Origin of the sequence: Bifidobacterium sp. B4081 (assembly GCF_026537335.1) — a bacterium.
Lineage (GTDB): Bacteria > Actinomycetota > Actinomycetes > Actinomycetales > Bifidobacteriaceae > Bombiscardovia.
In genome coordinates this window covers 180,734-199,816 of record NZ_JAFNMM010000002.1, presented here as the reverse complement: position 1 = coordinate 199,816, position 19,083 = coordinate 180,734, and the positions used below count along the sequence as shown (strand labels likewise).

The window sequence follows — 19,083 nt, the reverse complement described above, 5'->3', positions numbered from 1 at the left end:
TTATCATGGTCTCGACCTGGAATTCGCGCCGCCGGGAATCGCCCACCCTCAGCTTTTGAACGTGTGAGATTTACCACATCTATGGTACCACGGCGGTCTGGGAAGCGGTGGCATGTCAAGGACGAGCAGCGACTCATCTATTGGCTACAGTGGAATACAACCCTGCCAGTTCGTCCTCGGGAAGGGGAATCACGGCATGACCAACTACCTGCAACTCCTCCTGCTCTATGCACCCGCCATCATCTTCGGCCTGCTTTTCCTCTGGGACCTGCACAAGGAACCACGGCAGTTCCGCAATGCCATCTGGCTCCTGCTCCTGCTGCTGTCCCTGGGCGGAGCGCTTCTTCTGCAGTTCGGGATGCGCTGGCTGATCCTGCCCCTGGTCATCCTGCTCATTGCCTCTCCCCTGCTGGTGATCTGCTTCCTGTTGGCCAACACGGCCATCGTCATCCGACACGAGGGAATCTCCCTGACCACTCTGTTGCCCGGACTGCTAGCACTGGCCGTGGTGGCCTACATGATCCTTTCACCCCTCTTGGCTGGGTTTGGCGCCCCCTCATGGATGCAGAAGCTGGCTGGGCTAATCGACCTAGAAGCCACCTGGTTCTTCTTCTCCTTCCTGGCCCTGCTGCTCTATTCCAGCCTTTACAGGCTGCTGCCCCGCAAGCGTCGCTACGACTACATCATCATCCACGGAGCAGGTCTGCGCGGCGAAGAACCCACGCCTCTGCTCCGGGGACGGCTGGACAAGGCTGTAGACCTCTGGAAGCGGCAGGGACGCCTGGGACGCTTCGTGGTCTCCGGCGGGCAAGGCCCCGACGAGGTCATCAGCGAGGCAAGGGCCATGGCACAGTATCTACTCAACTCGTGTGGGGTGCCAGCCGAGGCCATCATCATGGAGGACAGGTCGACCACAACCCTGGAGAACCTGCGCTACTCCAAGCAGATCCTGGATGACCGCTACGAGATGGGCACCGGGCCTGAGCATTACCGGGTGGCCCTGGTCACCAGCGACTACCACGTCTTCCGGGCCAGCGAATATGCCAGCAAGGTGGGACTGAATGCCGACGGGATCGGCTCACACACCAAGGGCTACTACTGGCCGACTGCATTCATCCGGGAGTTCGTAGCCATCACCCGCATGCACTGGTGGCCCTACCTGGTCCTTGCACTAGGCTGGGCCGTCTGGGTCGGTATCTCATTGCTCAATTAACACCATTGGCCTTCCAGAAGGAATCAGAGGTCATACAACCTGAACCCCACCTTTATCCTGACTGGCCAGGCTGTGCTCTAGGAACCAGGCCACCAAGAGGATGACCAGGACGATGAGAAACACGAAAACGAAAGCCCAAACGGCCCCGAACTGGAAGGCCTGAGCGCCGGCATGAATCCCTCTGGCCTTGGGCATGCCCGTGATGATGGCGGCCAGAACGCCGGTCGAGGCGGCGCCTGAATACTGCTGAAGGGTGTTGAAGAGTGCGTTGCCGTCAGGCACCAGTTTGGCTGGGATATGCTGCAGTCCGACCGTGAGCAGGTTGTTGAAGACGCAAGCCTGACCGACCATGTAGCAGGCGTAGAGAAGAACCATCAGCGGAACAGACAAGTGCCGGCTGAGAACCAGGAAGCCTAAGGCCGAAAGGAAGAAGGCAGTGCTTCCCACAGCGAGCAGTCCACGCAGGCCATGGCCATCCAAATAGCCGCCCGTGATGGGCTGGCAGAGGGCCGAGAGCAGGCTCCCCGGCAGCAGAAGCAGGCCGGCCACGGTGGAGGTCTCTCCCAGGACGGACTGGGCCATGTTGGGCAGGATGAACGTCAGGCCAATCTGAACGAACTGGACCAGGAAGTAGAGGATCAGGGCAAGGGTGAAGGTACGGTTCCGGAAGACCACGATGTTGATTAGCCTGGTGCGCTGATGCGTAAGGGTCCAGATCCCTGCAACCAGGGCCAGAACACCGATGAACAGAGACAGCCAGGTAATAGGACCGTGCACATCCAGGGTGCTCAGCCCCAGGGTCAGTCCAGTCAGGAAAATACCCAGAAGAAGGAACTGGAGCCAGGCGAAGGGTCCGACATGGGCGCTCTCCCTGTCTACTGAGATGAGTGCTATGACCCCAAAAACCAGCTCTATGGGCAACACGATCAAAAAGATTGCTCGCCAGGATAAGGCTTGGATAACGGCCCCGCCAAAGGTCGGCCCCAGGGAGGGCGCCAGAGCCACCGCCATGCCGGCGCTGCCCACGTAGCGACCCTGGATGTGAAGAGGGACCTTCCTCATAATCAGGGAGAACACTAAAGGAAGAGCGATACCAGTACTGATGCCCTGCAAGAGACGTCCCGCCATAAGGACAGGAAAACATGGAGCAAGGATGCACATCAGGTCGCTGCACAGGAATATTCCCACGCTGGACAGAATCAATGCACGGGTCGTGAATGAATGCTCCAGCCAGGCGGCGGCCAGAACCGTCAGGGCTACCACCAGCAGATAGCCGGTAGTCAGCCATTGGACCGTGCCCAGCCCGGTGTTGAAGTACCGGGTCATCTCCGGAAAAGTGACATTCAGCGAGGTCTCCAAAAGGACCCCGCAGAAGGCGAGCCCGGCAGTGCCGGTAATCAGCAGTTTTGTTCTCTTATCAACATGGTCGACCATGGACCGTCCGCTCCTCACATATCAGACTGTTCGCATAGCCATCACCACGGATCCGTACGGCATGACATCGTCCGATGCCGCTCTCATTGCTGTTTGCGCAACGGTTATAGCTCTCTGGCTGCGTTGATGACATCTTCCAAGGTGGCGCCGGGCTGACAATCGCATGCTACGACGAGCCGGTTCGCCTCCACAACTTTTGAAGACCCAGCCAGTGTAGCACCCGCAGACGCACCAATCCGTGTCCACTCCGAACCTAAACCAGTTTCGGTAAAGTTGGTGACATGCAAATCGATATCGTCTCCGTCTTCCCCGAGTATTTTGACGTAACTGGGCTCAGCCTGCTAGGCAAGGCCCAGGAGAAAGGCCTGGTGACCATACGCGCCCACAACCTGCGCGATTGGACCCATGACGTTCATCACTCCGTGGATGATACGCCGGTAGGCGGCGGAGCAGGCATGGTGATGGAACCCGAAGTCTGGGGCCAGTGCCTGGACGACCTGCTGGACATGCCAGACGAATCGACTCAGCAACAACCGTCTGCGGACCAGACAGCCGGCACCGCTGATGTTACAGAACACAAAGAAGCAATGAAGAGTTCCGGCATCAAAAGCTACGGCATAGCATCCGAAGCAGATTCATCTGCAGACAGCCGCGAGGCAGGCGTGACCGAACCAGTCCTGATCTTCCCCAATCCATCCGCGCCCCTGTTCACCCAGGCCGATGCGACCGAGCTGTCGCAGGCGGAGAGGCTAATATTCGGCTGCGGCCGCTACGAGGGCTACGATGCACGCATCCCCGACTACTACCGGAATCAGGGAATCGACGTCAGGGAGTACTCCATCGGCGACTACGTGCTCAATGGGGGCGAGGTGGCCGTCTCGGTCATGCTGGAGGCAATCACCCGGCTGCTGCCCGGCTTCATGGGCAATCCCGAATCCATCGTGCAGGAATCTTACACAGGCGATGAGCCACTGCTGGAGTATCGCCAGTACACACGCCCCACCACCTGGCGTGGCATGGCCGTGCCCGAGATACTGACCAGCGGCGACCACGGAAAGGTGGACAGATTCCGGCGCGACGAGGCCATCAGGCGAACCAGTCGGATCCGTCCCGACCTGATCGCCCGATTGGACTGCTCCACTCTCGATAAGCATGACCGCCGTCTCTTGGAGGATCTGGGCTGGCGAGCTTCAGGAACCCATCCGATCCGACAGGATACGAATGAATAGGAAGACGTTCAGCTGATACAGCAAACTCACACACAGACGATTGCCTTAAAAAGGATTCATGATCTCGGTAAAAAATCTGTGAGGCACCTTACCCGGAGGTTCCAGGAAGCATAAGACATACAAATTAACATATCTGCTAGGCTGTCCTAGCCCTTTTTCCATCCTGACTCTGGTACCAGTCTGTTTCCAACTCAGAATCATTATCTAGTAAGGCTGCTGGTACCCTCGCAACTTGAATCAGTGATCTGCCAGACTAAGACAGCTGTGTACCCGATTGCAATTACCAGCCCTTGAACTGTTGACAGCCAGGCAGGACGGTCTCTGTCAAAGACGCTATAATAGTGTTAAAAATTGTTCTTTTTTGGGTTCCCTCGATACCTGTTGTGAGCCGTAAAAAGCAATGCCCGCCCTCAGGAACAGCGTAAAGCCAATGCAGTCACGGCCTTAGAGAAAGCCTTATAGCATCGCTGTCGAAGAAGTCCTTCCAGATATTGTTGCTCTGTCAGACAGCTTCCTTTTCTTTCCTTTGCAACATCATGGCGTGCAGACCTGTTATCTGCACATACATGCACACGTTAACCAAGTCGCCGACTATCATTTCGACATCATTGCATATTTTGATCGCATTCTTGCGAGTTGCTGCCTCTTTGGTGGATATAGCGGTACAACCTGGACTCGGTGCATTTGCTCGCAGACCATACCCCCCCTGTATAAGGTCCGCAAGTCGGCTTTATGACAACGATAGTTACTTAACTTACTATCCCTATTTGCACCCCTCGCGTAAGCACCCCTAGAAGTGTTCCTTTTCAAATACCGATCTCCTCCCCCCCCCCCCCTGGGGTCCAATCAACATCAGCCGAGACTCTATTACGGTAATGTCGCCAGGTCTGGAAACCTGACTATTCAATCGAAATTAGGGCCATCGCCTTACCAGCGATACATCAAAAGGCTTCGTCTTATGTTCTGTTTCGATTTCAGAACCTCCGTTATTAGCTACGGCTACGGAAATGACTGACCCCTCTCCTCAAAGGCACTTTCCCTTCGCGCACGAGATTAAAGGAACAGAGTATCGTGTTGTGAAAAATTGTGATATCTTTAACAAGTAATCACAGTAAAGGAGCTGTAATGGATATAAAGCAACATAGAATTTCTGACATCGAAGCGGTCGGAGCTTTTCTCATTGTGCGGAAATCATCTGCGGAGTCAGCTTATGCGATTGCAAGCACCGCAATCGACAGTGGCTTACGAGCAGTTGAAATCGCCTACGGGACACCCGATGCCTTAGGAGTAATCGAAAAGTTAGCAAATAAGTACCCGTCCGAGGATGTGCTGATTGGAGCAGGGACAGTTATTGACCACCATGGTGCCGCTGCGGCTGTTGATCATGGAGCAAAACTCCTGGTGAGCCCGTATTCGGTTCCTGAAGTCATGGAAGTGGCTGAACGGTTCCAATGTGTGTCGATAGGAGGAGCCTTTACTCCGACGGAAATGATGAAGGTGCTGGCTATGGGCGGGGACATAGTCAAACTTTTCCCTGCAGAATCCTTGGGACCCGCTTATGTCAAATCCATCCATGCCCCACTTCCCCAGATACCAATCTCGCCAACAGGCAAGGTTAACGCGGACAATATCGGGCAATGGCTTGATGCAGGAGCTGTCTGCGCCGGCATAGGGGGGTACATCACCAACGCGACATCCTTGGACGAAGCTTCACGCGCAACAAAGCGAATCATTACCGCAGTCAAAGAGTGGAAAGCAAAAGAGGAAGAGAAGAACAGCCAACAATAGCCATCGATGTGTATGGAACTGGCAATCACTGATGACTGTAATGTTCCAACACCAATGAAGGAATAGATGGATCCGCGGGGGAATTCCACATTGCTAATTTCATAAGGAAGTGAAAGAAAGCATGCAAAACCAAAATCACCAGTCTGCCGCACTAGCAACAGACAAAACATCCGGTGTGCAGATAGATGTTCAAGCAAAACGCAGAAAACTCGAAACCTACGGATGGTGGATGGTGGCCATCATCACCCTGGGCGGAGTCATCAACTACCTTGATCGTTCCACTTTATCCATCGGCAACACAACCATTCAGGGCCAGCTAGGTTTCACAACCATCCAGATGGGCCTGCTCCTATCGGCATTTTCATGGCCATACGCCTTGGCCAACCTACCTGGAGGTTTCCTTATTGATAGGTTCGGCCCCAAAAAGGTATTTCTTGGATGCCTTGCTGGATGGTCAATCGTTGCTATTTTGACTGGATTCGTCTCTAATTTCGTTTCCTTCTATATCGCTAGGGTCTTCCTAGGTATTGCTGAGGCTCCCTTCTTCGCCGCGGGGCTGAAAGCAGCTCAGTATTGGTTCAATGCCAAGGACAGATCCATGCCAGTCAGTGTGATCAATACTGGCTCTCAGATCGGCAACGCAATCGGCCCGCCCTTGCTGACCGCCCTTCTAGTCACTTTCAGCTGGAGAACCATGTTCATCATCGTAGGCGTGGCAGGACTGGTGGTTGCCATACTTTGGTGGTTTTTCTATCGGGACCCCTCCGAAGCAGAAGAGAAAATCATCATGTCAGGTTCAGAGGAAGAGGATGAGGCAGAGACACCCGCAAAGAGCAAGCATGCCGTCAGGGAGTGGCTATCCCTGTGGAAACTCCCCAATACCTGGTATATGACCATTGGCTGCTTCATGATTTTCTACACAGTATGGGTCTATATAACTTGGCTTCCTGGCTATCTGGAAAAGGCCCGCGGTCTCTCTCTAAAGGGTACCGGATGGGCTGCCGCTGTTCCTTACATCTTTGGCATTCTTGGGGTTCTCTTTGGCGGCTGGATAAGCAAACGATTCATCACAAGAGGGATGAAACCCATTGTCGCAAGGAAAATTCCCATTGTTGGCGGAGCCGTGCTTTCAGCCTGCGCCGTGGCACCAATTGCATACGTTGATTCCTTCGGGCTATCAATGGTTCTTCTCTGCATCGGATACTTCGGAGCTCAGGTTCCCATCGGGTGCATCTGGACTCTCGCGGCTGACGTTGCGGACAGCAACCAGGTTGCCTCTTTGGGATCTATACAGAACTTCGGCGGCTTCCTAGGCGCTGCTGTTGCTCCGATCGTAACTAGCTACATACTGACTCAAACCGGCGGCAGCTTTAACCTTGTCTTCGTTGTAGGAGCCATCGCATTGATTCTCGGAGCCTTCTTCTACGGGGTTATGGTCAAAGACCGTCGCACAGCATCTGTTACAGGAAAGTGAAGCGACAATGACCAAGGCCGTTTTCATTCTCGGGAGAGCTTGTTCAGGCAAGACAACTCTGGCCCTTGCTATGGCTCGTAAAGCCAGAGCAGTTTACCTGGACAAGGACACTATGGTGAACGAATTCACCCGGCGCATAATGATCCTGGCCGGCGAGCCCGAATACGCCCGAGACGAGAGCCATTACTATACCAATGTGGTCAGGCCACTCGAATACTCGTCTCTATTGGCAGTGGGCTCATCCAACCTTCAAATTGGCCAAGATGTCATATTTGACGCACCGTTCACACCATATTTGAAAGACAGAGAGTTTCTCGACAAAGTCATGAAGAAACATAAATGGCCCGGACAGGTGGAGTCCTACGTCATCTACGTCGAAACCACTAAATCCGAACTCCAAAAAAGGATGAGAGCCAGAAATCTTGACAGGGATTCCTGGAAACTCGAAAATTGGGATCGATATTGGGAAGGTAGCGCGCTCCCGCCACCGGAATGGACAGGATCACAACTCATTCGCTACATCAACGATGCAGAGGCCAGGCCTGAAACCCTCATTTCTTGCATATTCCCAGATTCCGTTTAAAACTCAAAGGAGAGCAATATGAATAAAAAGGCAGCAGTGCTGTGTTTGGATGCTGGTCAAACCGGGGTAAGAGCCTGTATCGATATTCCCAAGCCCGATGGTGGCGAGGAGCGAATAGACCTACCCGAAAAGCCAGGCGTAAAAAACAGTCACCCGCTGATTCCTCAGCTGATTGAACGGACCCACGATGCTTTCCGCATGTTTTCGAGGTATCAGAATGAACCTATGAACATCGGCAAAGACACCACAATTGGCTCAATCTGCGTAGGATCCTCCGGCCTTTCCAAAGACTGCCGCGCAGAGGACTTCCTGGATGGTGTATCGGATTTAGGCATATCCGAAGTTTTCCTGGCACATGATTCAGTGACGGGTTATCTAGCGGCTCTGGGACATGAGCGTTATGGAGCCGTCGTCAGCGCCGGAACCGGTGTGGTCACTCGTGGGGTCGGCCCCCACCTGACCAAACGTGTGGACGGCTGGGGGTGGATGATTGGAAATGCCGGCGCCGCTAGCTGGATGGGTAAACTCGCTTTGGAAGCGGCCATGCGTGCTTATGACGGTCGCGGACCGCAGACCAGGCTAACTAAAGTAGCTGAAGAGCACTTTGGACGACTTGACAAAATATATTTGAAGCTGTACTCGGATGACCAAAGTACCAAGCATCTGGGAAGCATGGCCGAAGACGTGACCAGGCTGGCCGGTGAAGATGCCGTTGCCTTTGAAATCTGCTCAAAAGCTTCAAAGGAGCTGGCAATATCAGCATATACAGCTTTGAGAAAAGCAAATGTGGATAAATATGCTGACATTGCAGTCAGCGGCCGCGGCAGTGTCTTTAATTCACGATTCATCTCAGATCACTTCACCATGTATATTCATTCCATGGTGCCTCATGCCAACATCATCGATCCGATTGGAGACCCACTGTCCGGAGCCAGGCAACTTGGCTATATTGAGCCAGACAATCCCCTGCACAGCCTGATAGCGCACGCGATCAAGTAAGCAGAAAGTGCCGGGGATAGAAAGACTCTCCGGCACTTCTATCACTCATATTCATAATTAGAAGCAGTCGAACACCTCGAAAGGGCAATCGAATTCAATCCTGATAATCACAACGAATCACTATTTTTTACAAAATAGTATATTTGTTGACAATAAATAGAAGCTGACCCGTATTATTGGAAATATGCGAAAGAAGAAAAGTGAAGCGCTGATTCCGGCAGAGCGTCACACAAAAATACTCGATTATCTCTCGCATGAAAACATCCTCAGCATTAAAAAACTCACAGAATTACTCAATGTTTCACATATGACTGTTCGCAGAGACATTGCAACGTTGATCGAAGAAGGCAAGGTTGCTCCTATACGCGGCGGGGTGACCTTGTCCGAAAACGGAAAACCGGTTCCAGCTCCTTTGAAGCGATCTAATAGATCAAACATCAACATACACCTGAAAAAAGGCATCGCAGAAGTCGCCGCACGCTTTATCAATGATAATTCGATCATCTATCTGGATCCTGGTACAACTACTTATGAATTGATCCCTTATATAAAGCGCAAAAAGAACCTAACAGTGGTGTCCAACGATCTCATTATCGTCAACGACCTCATTTCCAGTGACTTCCATCTAATTCATACGGGTGGCGAAATCGACAATCAGACCATGAGCTCAGTCGGCCCCATAGCCATCTCCGCAGTGCAGAACATCAATTTCGACATTTATTTCATGTCAACACCGGGATGGTCTCTTGAATATGGGGTGACTTCGCCTGACATCGAACGTTCGCAGCTCAAGCAGACTGTACTCAACAACGCCTTTCAAACAATATTGATGGCCGATTCAACCAAATACAACTCAATTTCTTTGGCCAAAGTATGTAGTCTCGATCAAATCGACCATATAGTCACCGACCAAGGGTTAGAGAATGCAGTCGCTGAGAAAATCAAGCAAACAGGCATCCCACTCCATCTCGCAGCCCCAAACGATGGGGAAATAAAGGGAACAGCTCCTCAGGCTGATTCGATGTAGTAAACCGAAGTTTCACCGTAGGATCTGGATTGGGATATAACCCAGGCAACAGGCGGCTCAGGGGGATTCGAACGCCCGGAACGTTCCAGGACCATCACTGAATTGGAGCCAACGAATTGCCTTTCAACTAGACCATTCATGATCTCCTGACAGCCTTCTGTAGGTAAATCGTAAGGTGGATCCATAAATATAAGGTCGTAAGGTCCTTTCATTGGGCATGACTGGCCAGCGGAGAAATCAGTATTCATGTTGGTCTCAAAGGGCCTGACAAAGCGTTCCACTTTGGTTCTGCTCACATGTATATCCATGTCTGAATTCCAAGCGGGATGATGGGCCAGCTTGGCTGCCGATCTGGACAAAAGCCCAGCGGCACGTCCGGATGACTCAACAGACTCCAAGGAGGAAGCTCCACGTGACAAGGCTTCAAACCCTAAGGCTCCAGTGCCTGCATATAGGTCTAGCACCTTGGCTCCATCCAAGGCACCGATAGTCTCCAGATGGGAGAAAATGGCCTCCTTGGTGCGATCGGTGGTGGGCCGGGTGCCCTTGAGGGCTGCAGGAACGGGAAATCCCTTGAAGCGGCCGGCGATGATGTGCATATGGTCTGTTGTCCTTTCAGCTTGAGACCAGGAAGCCTTCGTTGCCCCTCATGAAGTCCAGAACAGCGCCAGCCAGCTCGGGCTGCCCGGCCAGAGTGGGGTCGGATTCCAAGAGTTGGCCTGCCTGGGTTCGGGCACGGGCAATCATGGGCGCGTCGGTGACGACTCGCAGAAGCTTCAGGGAAGAATGGCCACCGGACTGGGCATCACCCAACACGTCGCCGGCTCCTCTGATGCGGATATCCTCCTCGGCGATTTTGGCCCCGTCCGTAGTGTCACGAATGACCTCGAGTCGCTCGGCAGCTGGAGAATCCGCAGGGGCGCGCGAAACCAGGAAAGCCCAAGAGTCAGTGCCGCCGCGTCCCACCCTGCCACGCAGCTGATGAAGCTGGGAGAGCCCGAACCGATCGGCATCAAAGATGACAATGCAGGAGGCTTGGGGCACATCCACCCCCACCTCCACCACAGTGGTGGCTACCAGCAGGGGCGTGCGGCCCGAAGCGAAATCCGCCATAACAGCATTCTTTGTGGCATCGTCATCCCGACCAGTCAGTGTGGCCATGGCAATGCCTTGGAATTGCGGCAGGGCAGCCAGTCGCTGACTCATTTCGGCCACCGAGTGCAGAGGCGGACGCTGGCCATCACCTTGGCCTTCCTCAACCAGCAGTTCAGGTTGGGAGTCAGGCGCACTGGATTGGCCGGAGCGGTCTGAGGAGACCGACGGGTCGTCCTCATCGTCGATGCGAGCGCAGATGACATAGGCCCGCTCTCCAGCCTCGATTCGTCGACGCAGGTGCAGGAACATAGCACCCATGGTCGCTCCGTCAGACTCGGCGATGACGTGGGTACGGACTGGTTTGCGGTTGCTGGGCAGCTCGGTCAGGGCGGAGATGTCCAGATCACCGAACCAGGTCATGGCGGCTGTACGCGGGATGGGCGTGGCGGTCATGATCAACAGGTGGGGAACGCGATCGGATTTGCGACGCAGCTCCTCACGTTGCTCAACCCCGAAACGATGCTGCTCGTCGATGACGGTCAGGGCCAGATTGGGAGCCTGGAAGGTCTTGGAGAAGGCCGCGTGGGTGGCGATGACGATGCAGGGACGGCCCGAGGCCGAGACAGCCAGGGCAGAGCGGCGCTGGGCCAATCTCATGCCACCGGTCAGCAACACCAGAGGCAGAACCAGCTGATCCGTCATGCGGATCATGGTGACGTTGTCCACAGGCTTATGGCGGCCTTCTACGGCGGTCGCGGTCACATCGGCGCCCATGGCCTTGAGCATGCCGCCGATAGAAGCATAGTGTTGCTCGGCCAACACCTGGGTCGGAGCCACCAAGACAGCCTGATGGCCAGCCTGGACCGCCTGAAGCATGGCTGCCAGGGCCACCACGGTCTTGCCGGAGCCGACCTCGCCTTGCAGAAGCCGCTGCATGGGCTGATCCTGGGCCATGTCGACACCGATATCATTGATGACCTGACGCTGGCCATCGGTTAGCTGGAACGGCAGGGAGTCGATGAAACGGGCAGGCAGGGTGTCTGGACGGTCGGCGCCCGAATTCGCACATGGATAAGTGGATTGCTGCTGGGTCTGGCGACGGGTCTGCAGGAGTGCCGTCTGCGAGACGAAGGCCTCCTCGTAGCGCAGGGTCTTGCGCGCCGCAGCGAAGTCCTCAGGGCTTTCGGGCGCATGCATGCCCAAGAGGGCACGGGCACGATGCATCAGCCTTTGGTCGACACGGACCTGCTCGGGCAGCACATCAGGTATAGCCCGACCCAGCGCTTCCGGATCAATGCGGACCTCGGCACTGGGCTGCCCCTCTTCGACCCCATCAGCCTGCGCCAGCAGACGCAGAAAACCCAGAATGACATCGTGAATATGGTCCGAGGAGATGCGGGAACTGGCATGATAAACCGGCCGTGGGCGACGGACACGTTCCAAGGCCTCGTCAAGGCTGACTACATCGGGTCGAGAAGCGTCCGCCAAAACCTCTCGATCCGCATCGGCAACAACCAGGGTCTCCGGATGGGTGAACTGGAGCTGGTCCATGTAGATGCCGGGCTCGCCAGCCACGACCAGATCCGCCCCTACCTGCAGCCGACGGACCATCCAATCCATATAAGGCTTCTTGTGAGAGAAGAAAACCAGCCTGACCGCCAGTGGAGTGCCGCCTTGACTATTGACGAAGGCTGCATCGTCCACCATCACGTCCAGCCGAAAACCCCGGTGCCCGCTCAGTGGCACCAGACGCACTTGATCGACCCGGGCGGCGAATGCACAAGGCTCACCCAGCCGAATACCGGCAATAGTGGTGACCTGCATGGGATCGGTAATGCGGAAAGGATAGTAGGTCAGCGCATCTCCCACCGTGACCACACCCAGAGCCTTGAGGGCGCTCACCCGACGCCTGTTGGCCACCAGCGAGGCCACGGTGCTGTGCAGACCAACACGAGCCACTGCCGACATACCCAATCACCTCCCGCAAGCGCCGACCATCATCCCTCAGGATGACAAGAACCCCCGGAGCTTATGCCCCCGGGGGTCCATATACGACCGACGAACCGCACTCAGGCGGCGATGCGCTGCACCTTGCCGGCCTTGAGGCACTTGACGCAGACGCGCAGACGCACATTCTGACCATCAACGGTGGTGTGCACCGACTGCAGGTTGGGGCGGAAGATGCGCTTGTTCCGGATATGCGAATGAGAAACACTGTAACCGGTCTGCGGGCCCTTGCCGCACACCGCGCAACGAGCTGCCATGATGACTTCCTTTACGTTGTTTTCCAAGTCGTCCCAGGTGTCCTTGCCCGCAACGCAAGGCTACGGATGAACACACAACTTTGTTAGACTACTACATTCCGCCAAGTAAGGCAAATCAGCAGTCTCAGGCACGAGGAGGCTTGTGGAAGATGCCAATCAGTGATTGGAGCACTCCGCAGAACACCCCGCCGATGATCCAAATGGCCCAGAATGGGATGCGCCACCCGAAGAGGTTGTCGTAATTGCCCGAGAAGAGCATGGTCAGGGCCACCAGCGTACAAAGACCCATGATGGTTCCGCTGATGGCATTGCTTATCCGGTGCTCATACCGGTAGGTATCCCAGCGACCGTCTTCAACGGAATCAACCTGCCTGTTGTAGGCCCGGAGGTTCATCATCCTATGGCTTGTTCCCGCATGGACCAGCAGAAAACCCCCAGAGCCAGGAGGAAGAAGAAAACGAACCCCCTGACCTGATCGGACCAGCCCCAGATCAGGAATCCAGCAGAGTTGATCCCCACATCCAAGAGCACGACTGCCAGACCGCAGACCAGCTCCCAGGTAGTCTGCCGATAAACCCGCGAGCGCTCCTCATCGGTATAGAAATCCGCTACATAGGGATGCCGACGGCGAAAATCCCTTCTGGCGGAAACCGCCGGTATCAGACAGGCCAGGCCCAGGACGATGCCAATCATCAGAGCAAGGAAGGCCAGACCATTCTGTGCGTCGGTCGGCTGGCTGACTGCGGCGAAGAGACCACTGAAAGCCAGTCCCAGCATGATAAGGGCGATGCCGAAAGCCATCCGCAGGCTGTAGGCATTGCTGAAGGAGGCGTAGCCGGTCACGTCTTCCGCAGCAGACTGAACAGGTATAGTCGTGTGCGTTGTCGAAGTCGTCTGCGCGGCATCCTGATGGTCCGGCCTGGACGCACGCTGCCCGGAACCCGGATGCCGAACATCGCCTAGAACCAGGTCATCAAGAGTGCAGCCGAAGAGGTCGCAGATGGCCAGGAGCTTGTCCATCTCAGGGTATGCCTTGTCCGACTCCCACTTGGACACCGCCTGACGGGATACCCCCACCAGCATGGCCAGCTGCTCCTGAGTCATGTTGCGCTGCGAACGCAGATATTACACATTGGTTCTGAAACTCATAATGTTCTTTCTCCAGATCGGCAGATTGCCGATTCAACCAGCGACGAGACCATGATGAAACGTGCAGGGCTCCGACCGCCACCAGCTTTGGGTTGCACCCGACAAAGACACCAATATTTTCTGTCAACCGACGGTTGCATCCTAGCAATCCCAAGGAAGCAGGTGGTCGCTGAATCCCAATCAGCCCCCCTTCCGGCAAGAAATACATTCCCTCTACGTTCACGATACATACCCTTCAGGAGGGGAATGGAGACCCGGCGGGCCTCACCCTGAATCGTCCCCGATTCGACCCTGAAAACACCCTGACAGGAGCTCTCGCCATGGTCTTATAGAGGTAGGAACCAGGCAGATGACGACTGAAAGGAAGGCAACGATGCAGCATCGGGCGATCAAGGATCCATACGCACAACCGCTCATTCTGGACAAGATCTGCTACGACTACGAAACGCGGCAGAAGCAGGGCGCCCGGGTGTTGGACGAGATCAGCCTGGAATGTCAGGCGGGAACCTGGACGGCCATCATGGGCCCTTCGGGCGCCGGCAAATCGACCCTCCTCTATTGCGCCGCAGGACTGCTCCAGGTCAGACAGGGCAAAGTGACCATCGCCGGGGAGGACCTGACGCGAATGAAAGAGAAGGAACTGACCAGACTCCGCCGCGACCATATCGGCTTCGTCTTCCAGGACTACAACCTGGTCAACGCCTTTACCTGCCTGCAGAACACCATGCTGTCCACCCTCTTCGGCGGCAGGCGGATCCCCGCCCAGGCGGCCCTGTCTGCCCTGTCGAACGTCGGATTGGAAGGGTACGCCAACACCTATCCGGCCGACATGAGCGGAGGCCAGCAGCAGCGCGTGGCTATCGCCAGGTCACTGGCTGCCAGTCCGGAGATCATCATGGCCGACGAGCCCACCGGCGCCTTGGACACCCACAGCTCGCGTGATGTCATGGACCTCTTCGACCTGGCCGTCCGCAGCGGCCAGACCATACTCATGGTGACCCACGACCCCAACGTCGCCGCCCGCGCCCACCGGGTCATCTTCCTCCAGGACGGGCGCATTCAGGCTGCTTGCCCGGGCGGGGACCCACAGACCATAGCCCAGCAGCTGGCCAGCATGGATGCTGCGCCAAACCAGGAGGCCTTCAGCCCTCCTCTGGCAGTTCCATCCGATCAGCCTCGGTGATGGTACGAATTACCCGGCAGGGCACACCCACGGCCAGGGAGTCAGGTGCGATGTCATGGGTGACTACGGATCCGGCCCCGATAACCGCACCATCGCCGATGGTCACTCCCCCGGTCACAGTCACGTTTGAAGCCAGCCAGCAGTTGGATCCGATGGTTATTGGAGCACCCAACTCGTAGTCGAAGAGGGAACCATCCGTATGGCGCCTCAGATTCCGCTCCTGCCACCGCAAGGGATGCAGAGGGGTGGCCAGGGTGACGTTGGGTCCGATCATCACATCGTCGCCAATCTGCACGGGGCAGGTATCCAGAACAGTGAAGTTGAAATTGGCGAAGATGCGCGAACCAAATTTAGTAAAGCACCCATAGTCGAAGTAGATAGGCCCCATACAGTCAACGTCCTGACCATGTTCGGGCACCAGCTCGTCCAAGAGCCGGCTGCGCAGGTCCCGCTCCTGCTCAGAAGACGCGTTAAAAAGGCGGCAAAGCTCGTGGGCCTTGACCCGCAGCTGACCCAGTTCGGGATCCGAGGCGTCATAGAGCTCGCCGGCAAGCATCCGCTCCCTCTGCGAGCGCCGATTTCCTTTACTGGTTTCGCCAGCCGCACCTGTCAGTTTCCAGTCCTGGTCCATAACCATCCCATCGTTCCCGCGTCACTTCAATGTCACTGCTGCAAGCTCGCACTGCTTGCAGAGTCCCCATCCATGTAATCGTCTGGGTCAGACAGCCGACAGCAGCAGGCACCGTTCGTCATCCGGTTGCGGACATCCGTTCATTCCGAGGGTCAAGCTTGGTAGATTGGAGACAGCGGAGGACCGTGGCGAGGAGGAAGCATGCGGTATGAGGTGAGCGAGGCCATTCCCGAGGATGCCAAGGCCATCCGTACGGCCGTATTCGTGGAGGAGCAGGGCTTTCACAACGAGTTCGACCGAACCGACGATGCCTGTCTCCATATCGTGGCCTATGACGGGGATGAACCCGCCGGGGTATGCCGAGTCTTCCCCGACCATTGCAAGACATGGACCCTTGGCCGCTTGGCTGTTCTGAGGCCCTACCGCGGTCAGCATCTGGGCGCCAACTTGGTAGCCAAGGCTGAGGAAACCGCTCGGAGCCATGGGGCGGACCGGCTTACGCTCCACGCCCAGGAGCGGGTGGCGGGCTTCTATAAGTCTTTAGGCTATAGGGACATGGGCATTCACGACCAGGACGAGGGATGCCCGCACATGTGGATGGAAAAGCCTCTAACGAACAATGCTGGCAGCGAGTCAGAGGACGAGGCCTGATGAACCAGACCATCAACTTTGCCAGCACAAGCGTCAATCCGGACAAGGATCCCATGGGAAGATCCGAACAGGCCATCTCCAGCTTCAGCGATGCCGTCATCTACTGGTTCCGCCAGAATTTCGGAAAGATCATCTTTCTGATCGTCGTGGCTGTCTGCGCTGCATTAATCTCCAAGATCGTAGCGGCGGCCATGCGACGCGCCCTGGAACGGACCAACCTGCCCAGTGCCTCCATCTTCGTCAACATCGTCCGCGCCCTGATCTGGATCTTTGCTGCTGCCACCGTCCTGCAACCCGTCTTCGGAATCAACCCATCCACAGTAGTCGCCGCCCTGGGCGTCAGCGGTCTGGCGCTCTCCTTCGGATTGAAGGATACAATCGCCAATATCGTCGGCGGCTTCGGACTGATGGTCAGCAAGGTGGTCCAGCCTGGAGACATCATCACCATCCAGGGCACCACCGGAACCGTCCGCGACGTGACTTGGCGCCATACCATCGTCATCGACAGGACCGGTAACCAGCTGCTGATCCCCAACTCCATCCTTAACACCACGGCGCTCGAGAAGATCACCGAGGCCGGCGAGGCCGCCACCACGGTTCCCTTCACCCTGCGGGGGAATGCCGATATAGCCAGATCCTCCCATTCCATTGCACAGGTGGTGGCCCAGGCAACCAAGGGCATGGCCATGCCAGTCAACCCACCCATCGTTCAGCTTCAGGGCTTCACCCCTTACGGCATCAAGGGCCAGGTAGTCATGTTCGCCAAGCAGGGCGTCATCGCCGCCGATATGCAGGATGCCGCCACCCGCGCTCTGGCCGGCCAGGACTACCTGGTTCAGGAGGCCGAAATCCAAGCAAACGACATTGAGCACTAACCAGATGGCCTTCTCATCCTGCCAGGGAAATACAAAAGCGTGGTCTCTTCTCTTATGGAGATGCCACATGCTCCGAGAACAACTCCACTTTAGGCCGATATACCCTCAATCAGGTCGGTGATCAGATCGGTGTAGGTGATCCCAGTTGCTTCCCAGGCCTTGGCATACATGGAGATGGGCGTGAAGCCAGGCATGGTATTGATCTCGTTGACAATGACCCTGCCCTCGGGCGTCACAAAGCAGTCGACACGGCTCAGACCGGCACCGTCCACGGTTCTGAAGGCCTTGGCAGCCAGGTCGCGAACCTTCTGAAGAGTCTCCTTTGACAGGTTCGCGGGAACTTCCACGTGGGATGCGGAAAAATCCACATACTTGCTGTCGAAGTCGTAGAAGGACTCGTCCTGATCAGCCTTGTCCAGCACCACCTCGCCAGGCCAGGCAGTACGTGGCTTTCTGTCCTTGCCGGAGGCGAGCACGGCGCACTCGATCTCACGCCCTTCGATACCCTCCTCTATCAGAACCCTCCAGTCATGCTTTGCCGCCTCGGCGACCGCAGCAGCCAGAGCTTCAGCTAGGGGCTCTTCTACCTTGACCACGCCAAAGCTGGATCCTGCGCGGGAAGGCTTGACGAAGAGCGGGTAATGCAGCTCCGCCTTCTTCACAGCGGCCAACAGGTCGGTCCCAGACCGCTGTTCACGGGAATCAATCGTGATGCCTGGCGCCACAGGTATGGCGGCTTGGCTGAGCAGAATCTTGGTGTAGTGCTTGTCCATGCATGCGGCAGAGGCGAAGACCCCGCATCCTACGTAGGGCAGCCCCATCATTTCAAGCAGGCCCTGCAGGGTGCCGTCCTCACCATAGGGGCCATGAAGCACTGGGAAAACCGCGTCAACACGCCCCAAAGGCTCCAGAGAACCGGCGGTCCTCGAAGGCTCGGCTCCAGAGACCAGGTCGGCATGGTCGCCGATCAGAAACCCATTCCTACCACGAGCCGTGTCAAGGATAACCGGGCGGCTGCCTTCGGTTATCTGCACGGATGGCAGACTGGCATCACCCAGACCCCACTGCCTGGGATCCTGGCCGCCAATAGTCCATCGACCGTCCTTGGTGATGCCAATGGGAATGGGCTCGTATCGGTCGGTATCGATGGCATTGAGCACGCCGGCCGCCGACACGCAGGATATGGAATGTTCGTCCGCTCGCCCGCCATAGAGCACTACAACACGTTTCCTGACCATCATTCCTCGTCTTTCCTCATCCTGGACATGAATTCCAGCCTCACGCACCTGCCCTGGGCAGATACATCACTCAAGACAGCAGAATATTCCCTTGGCGGGCGGCAGGGCCTAGTCAGGGCCGCTCATCTACAAGCTTGGCACGAACAAGGCATCTTGGGAAGCTGATGCAGACACCAGACAAGCCAGGCATACCGTCTGATTCGGAAAACCGTTCATCGCCGAGCAAAGGGCTGATAGCGCCGGTTTCACA

The 19,083-nt window shown here is 56.2% G+C and carries 17 protein-coding genes and 1 pseudogene; 10 read left to right on the top strand and 8 right to left on the bottom strand.

The features are described from left to right. Window positions 1-196 precede the first annotated feature (196 nt). A complete protein-coding gene (locus J3T92_RS06495) occupies window positions 197-1,213 on the top strand; it encodes a YdcF family protein (protein WP_267400574.1) in 1,017 nt (338 codons plus the stop codon). 30 nt (window positions 1,214-1,243) lie between these two features. Here the strand turns inward: J3T92_RS06495 and J3T92_RS06490 are convergent, their stop codons facing one another. Further along, the gene (locus J3T92_RS06490; protein ID WP_267400573.1) at window positions 1,244-2,647 is read right to left on the bottom strand and encodes an MFS transporter; all 1,404 of its coding nucleotides are present in this window, start codon (window positions 2,645-2,647) and stop codon (window positions 1,244-1,246) included. 281 nt (window positions 2,648-2,928) lie between these two features. Here J3T92_RS06490 and trmD point away from each other — a divergent pair, with 281 nt between their 5' ends. The 6 genes from trmD to J3T92_RS06460 all read left to right on the top strand — a co-directional run bounded on the left by trmD (window position 2,929) and on the right by J3T92_RS06460 (window position 9,747). After that, window positions 2,929-3,876, top strand: coding sequence for a tRNA (guanosine(37)-N1)-methyltransferase TrmD (gene trmD / locus J3T92_RS06485; RefSeq protein ID WP_267400572.1), 948 nt, complete (start codon window positions 2,929-2,931; stop codon window positions 3,874-3,876). Window positions 3,877-5,001: 1,125 nt separating this feature from the next. After that, the gene (locus J3T92_RS06480; RefSeq protein WP_267400571.1) at window positions 5,002-5,664 is read left to right on the top strand and encodes a bifunctional 4-hydroxy-2-oxoglutarate aldolase/2-dehydro-3-deoxy-phosphogluconate aldolase; all 663 of its coding nucleotides are present in this window, start codon (window positions 5,002-5,004) and stop codon (window positions 5,662-5,664) included. Between the two features lie 121 nt (window positions 5,665-5,785). Beyond that, window positions 5,786-7,138, top strand: coding sequence for an MFS transporter (locus J3T92_RS06475; protein WP_267400569.1), 1,353 nt, complete (start codon window positions 5,786-5,788; stop codon window positions 7,136-7,138). A 7-nt stretch (window positions 7,139-7,145) separates the two neighbouring features. After that, window positions 7,146-7,721 carry an AAA family ATPase gene (locus J3T92_RS06470; RefSeq protein WP_267400568.1) on the top strand — a complete coding sequence of 192 codons (576 nt, stop codon included), beginning with the start codon at window positions 7,146-7,148 and terminating at the stop codon, window positions 7,719-7,721. 18 nt (window positions 7,722-7,739) lie between these two features. Continuing rightward, window positions 7,740-8,720 carry an N-acetylglucosamine kinase gene (locus J3T92_RS06465; RefSeq protein WP_267400567.1) on the top strand — a complete coding sequence of 327 codons (981 nt, stop codon included), beginning with the start codon at window positions 7,740-7,742 and terminating at the stop codon, window positions 8,718-8,720. A 184-nt stretch (window positions 8,721-8,904) separates the two neighbouring features. After that, complete coding sequence (locus J3T92_RS06460) at window positions 8,905-9,747, top strand: DeoR/GlpR family DNA-binding transcription regulator (RefSeq protein ID WP_267400566.1); 843 nt, start codon at window positions 8,905-8,907, stop codon at window positions 9,745-9,747. Here J3T92_RS06460 and J3T92_RS06455 read toward each other — a convergent pair. The 5 genes and pseudogenes from J3T92_RS06455 to J3T92_RS09535 all read right to left on the bottom strand — a co-directional run. After that, window positions 9,729-10,346 (bottom strand): RsmD family RNA methyltransferase, encoded by a 618-nt coding sequence (locus J3T92_RS06455; protein ID WP_267400564.1) that lies wholly within the window; start codon window positions 10,344-10,346, stop codon window positions 9,729-9,731. The two genes, J3T92_RS06460 and J3T92_RS06455, sit on opposite strands and share 19 nt — an antisense overlap. Before the next feature lie 16 nt (window positions 10,347-10,362). Beyond that, window positions 10,363-12,810, bottom strand: coding sequence for an ATP-dependent DNA helicase RecG (locus J3T92_RS06450; RefSeq protein ID WP_267400562.1), 2,448 nt, complete (start codon window positions 12,808-12,810; stop codon window positions 10,363-10,365). Window positions 12,811-12,911: 101 nt separating this feature from the next. Further along, the gene (gene rpmB / locus J3T92_RS06445; protein WP_015021347.1) at window positions 12,912-13,106 is read right to left on the bottom strand and encodes a 50S ribosomal protein L28; all 195 of its coding nucleotides are present in this window, start codon (window positions 13,104-13,106) and stop codon (window positions 12,912-12,914) included. 124 nt (window positions 13,107-13,230) lie between these two features. Then, a complete protein-coding gene (locus J3T92_RS06440; protein WP_267400560.1) occupies window positions 13,231-13,503 on the bottom strand; it encodes a hypothetical protein in 273 nt (90 codons plus the stop codon). Window positions 13,504-13,997: 494 nt separating this feature from the next. Continuing rightward, window positions 13,998-14,210, bottom strand: a pseudogene (locus J3T92_RS09535) (helix-turn-helix transcriptional regulator); the annotation flags it as partial. Window positions 14,211-14,628: 418 nt separating this feature from the next. Here J3T92_RS09535 and J3T92_RS06430 point away from each other — a divergent pair. Beyond that, window positions 14,629-15,438: an ABC transporter ATP-binding protein gene (locus J3T92_RS06430; RefSeq protein ID WP_267400559.1), complete on the top strand. Its 810-nt coding sequence runs from the start codon at window positions 14,629-14,631 to the stop codon at window positions 15,436-15,438. Here J3T92_RS06430 and J3T92_RS06425 read toward each other — a convergent pair. Further along, window positions 15,398-16,069, bottom strand: a complete 672-nt coding sequence (locus tag J3T92_RS06425; RefSeq protein ID WP_324124232.1) for a sugar O-acetyltransferase — start codon at window positions 16,067-16,069, stop codon at window positions 15,398-15,400. The two genes, J3T92_RS06430 and J3T92_RS06425, sit on opposite strands and share 41 nt — an antisense overlap. 201 nt (window positions 16,070-16,270) lie before the next feature. Here J3T92_RS06425 and J3T92_RS06420 point away from each other — a divergent pair, with 201 nt between their 5' ends. Then, a complete protein-coding gene (locus J3T92_RS06420; protein WP_267400557.1) occupies window positions 16,271-16,720 on the top strand; it encodes a GNAT family N-acetyltransferase in 450 nt (149 codons plus the stop codon). Beyond that, window positions 16,720-17,595 (top strand): mechanosensitive ion channel family protein, encoded by an 876-nt coding sequence (locus tag J3T92_RS06415; RefSeq protein ID WP_267400556.1) that lies wholly within the window; start codon window positions 16,720-16,722, stop codon window positions 17,593-17,595. The genes J3T92_RS06420 and J3T92_RS06415 overlap by 1 nt, the downstream gene beginning before the upstream one ends. Before the next feature lie 89 nt (window positions 17,596-17,684). Here the strand turns inward: J3T92_RS06415 and J3T92_RS06410 are convergent, their stop codons facing one another. Further along, window positions 17,685-18,833, bottom strand: a complete 1,149-nt coding sequence (locus tag J3T92_RS06410; protein ID WP_267400615.1) for a D-alanine--D-alanine ligase family protein — start codon at window positions 18,831-18,833, stop codon at window positions 17,685-17,687. Between the last annotated feature and the right edge of the window lie 250 nt (window positions 18,834-19,083).

Coding starts and splice junctions, on each gene's coding strand:
- J3T92_RS06450 (WP_267400562.1), bottom strand. CDS start 12,810: ATGTCGGCAGTGGCTCGTGTTGGTCTGCACAGCACCGTGGCCTCGCTG.
- J3T92_RS06465 (WP_267400567.1), top strand. CDS start 7,740: ATGAATAAAAAGGCAGCAGTGCTGTGTTTGGATGCTGGTCAAACCGGG.
- J3T92_RS06475 (WP_267400569.1), top strand. CDS start 5,786: ATGCAAAACCAAAATCACCAGTCTGCCGCACTAGCAACAGACAAAACA.
- J3T92_RS06415 (WP_267400556.1), top strand. CDS start 16,720: ATGAACCAGACCATCAACTTTGCCAGCACAAGCGTCAATCCGGACAAG.
- trmD (WP_267400572.1), top strand. CDS start 2,929: ATGCAAATCGATATCGTCTCCGTCTTCCCCGAGTATTTTGACGTAACT.
- J3T92_RS06430 (WP_267400559.1), top strand. CDS start 14,629: ATGCAGCATCGGGCGATCAAGGATCCATACGCACAACCGCTCATTCTG.
- J3T92_RS06410 (WP_267400615.1), bottom strand. CDS start 18,833: ATGGTCAGGAAACGTGTTGTAGTGCTCTATGGCGGGCGAGCGGACGAA.
- J3T92_RS06490 (WP_267400573.1), bottom strand. CDS start 2,647: ATGGTCGACCATGTTGATAAGAGAACAAAACTGCTGATTACCGGCACT.
- J3T92_RS06420 (WP_267400557.1), top strand. CDS start 16,271: ATGCGGTATGAGGTGAGCGAGGCCATTCCCGAGGATGCCAAGGCCATC.
- J3T92_RS06425 (WP_324124232.1), bottom strand. CDS start 16,069: ATGGACCAGGACTGGAAACTGACAGGTGCGGCTGGCGAAACCAGTAAA.
- rpmB (WP_015021347.1), bottom strand. CDS start 13,106: ATGGCAGCTCGTTGCGCGGTGTGCGGCAAGGGCCCGCAGACCGGTTAC.
- J3T92_RS06495 (WP_267400574.1), top strand. CDS start 197: ATGACCAACTACCTGCAACTCCTCCTGCTCTATGCACCCGCCATCATC.
- J3T92_RS06470 (WP_267400568.1), top strand. CDS start 7,146: ATGACCAAGGCCGTTTTCATTCTCGGGAGAGCTTGTTCAGGCAAGACA.
- J3T92_RS06480 (WP_267400571.1), top strand. CDS start 5,002: ATGGATATAAAGCAACATAGAATTTCTGACATCGAAGCGGTCGGAGCT.
- J3T92_RS06455 (WP_267400564.1), bottom strand. CDS start 10,346: ATGCACATCATCGCCGGCCGCTTCAAGGGATTTCCCGTTCCTGCAGCC.
- J3T92_RS06460 (WP_267400566.1), top strand. CDS start 8,905: ATGCGAAAGAAGAAAAGTGAAGCGCTGATTCCGGCAGAGCGTCACACA.
- J3T92_RS06440 (WP_267400560.1), bottom strand. CDS start 13,503: ATGATGAACCTCCGGGCCTACAACAGGCAGGTTGATTCCGTTGAAGAC.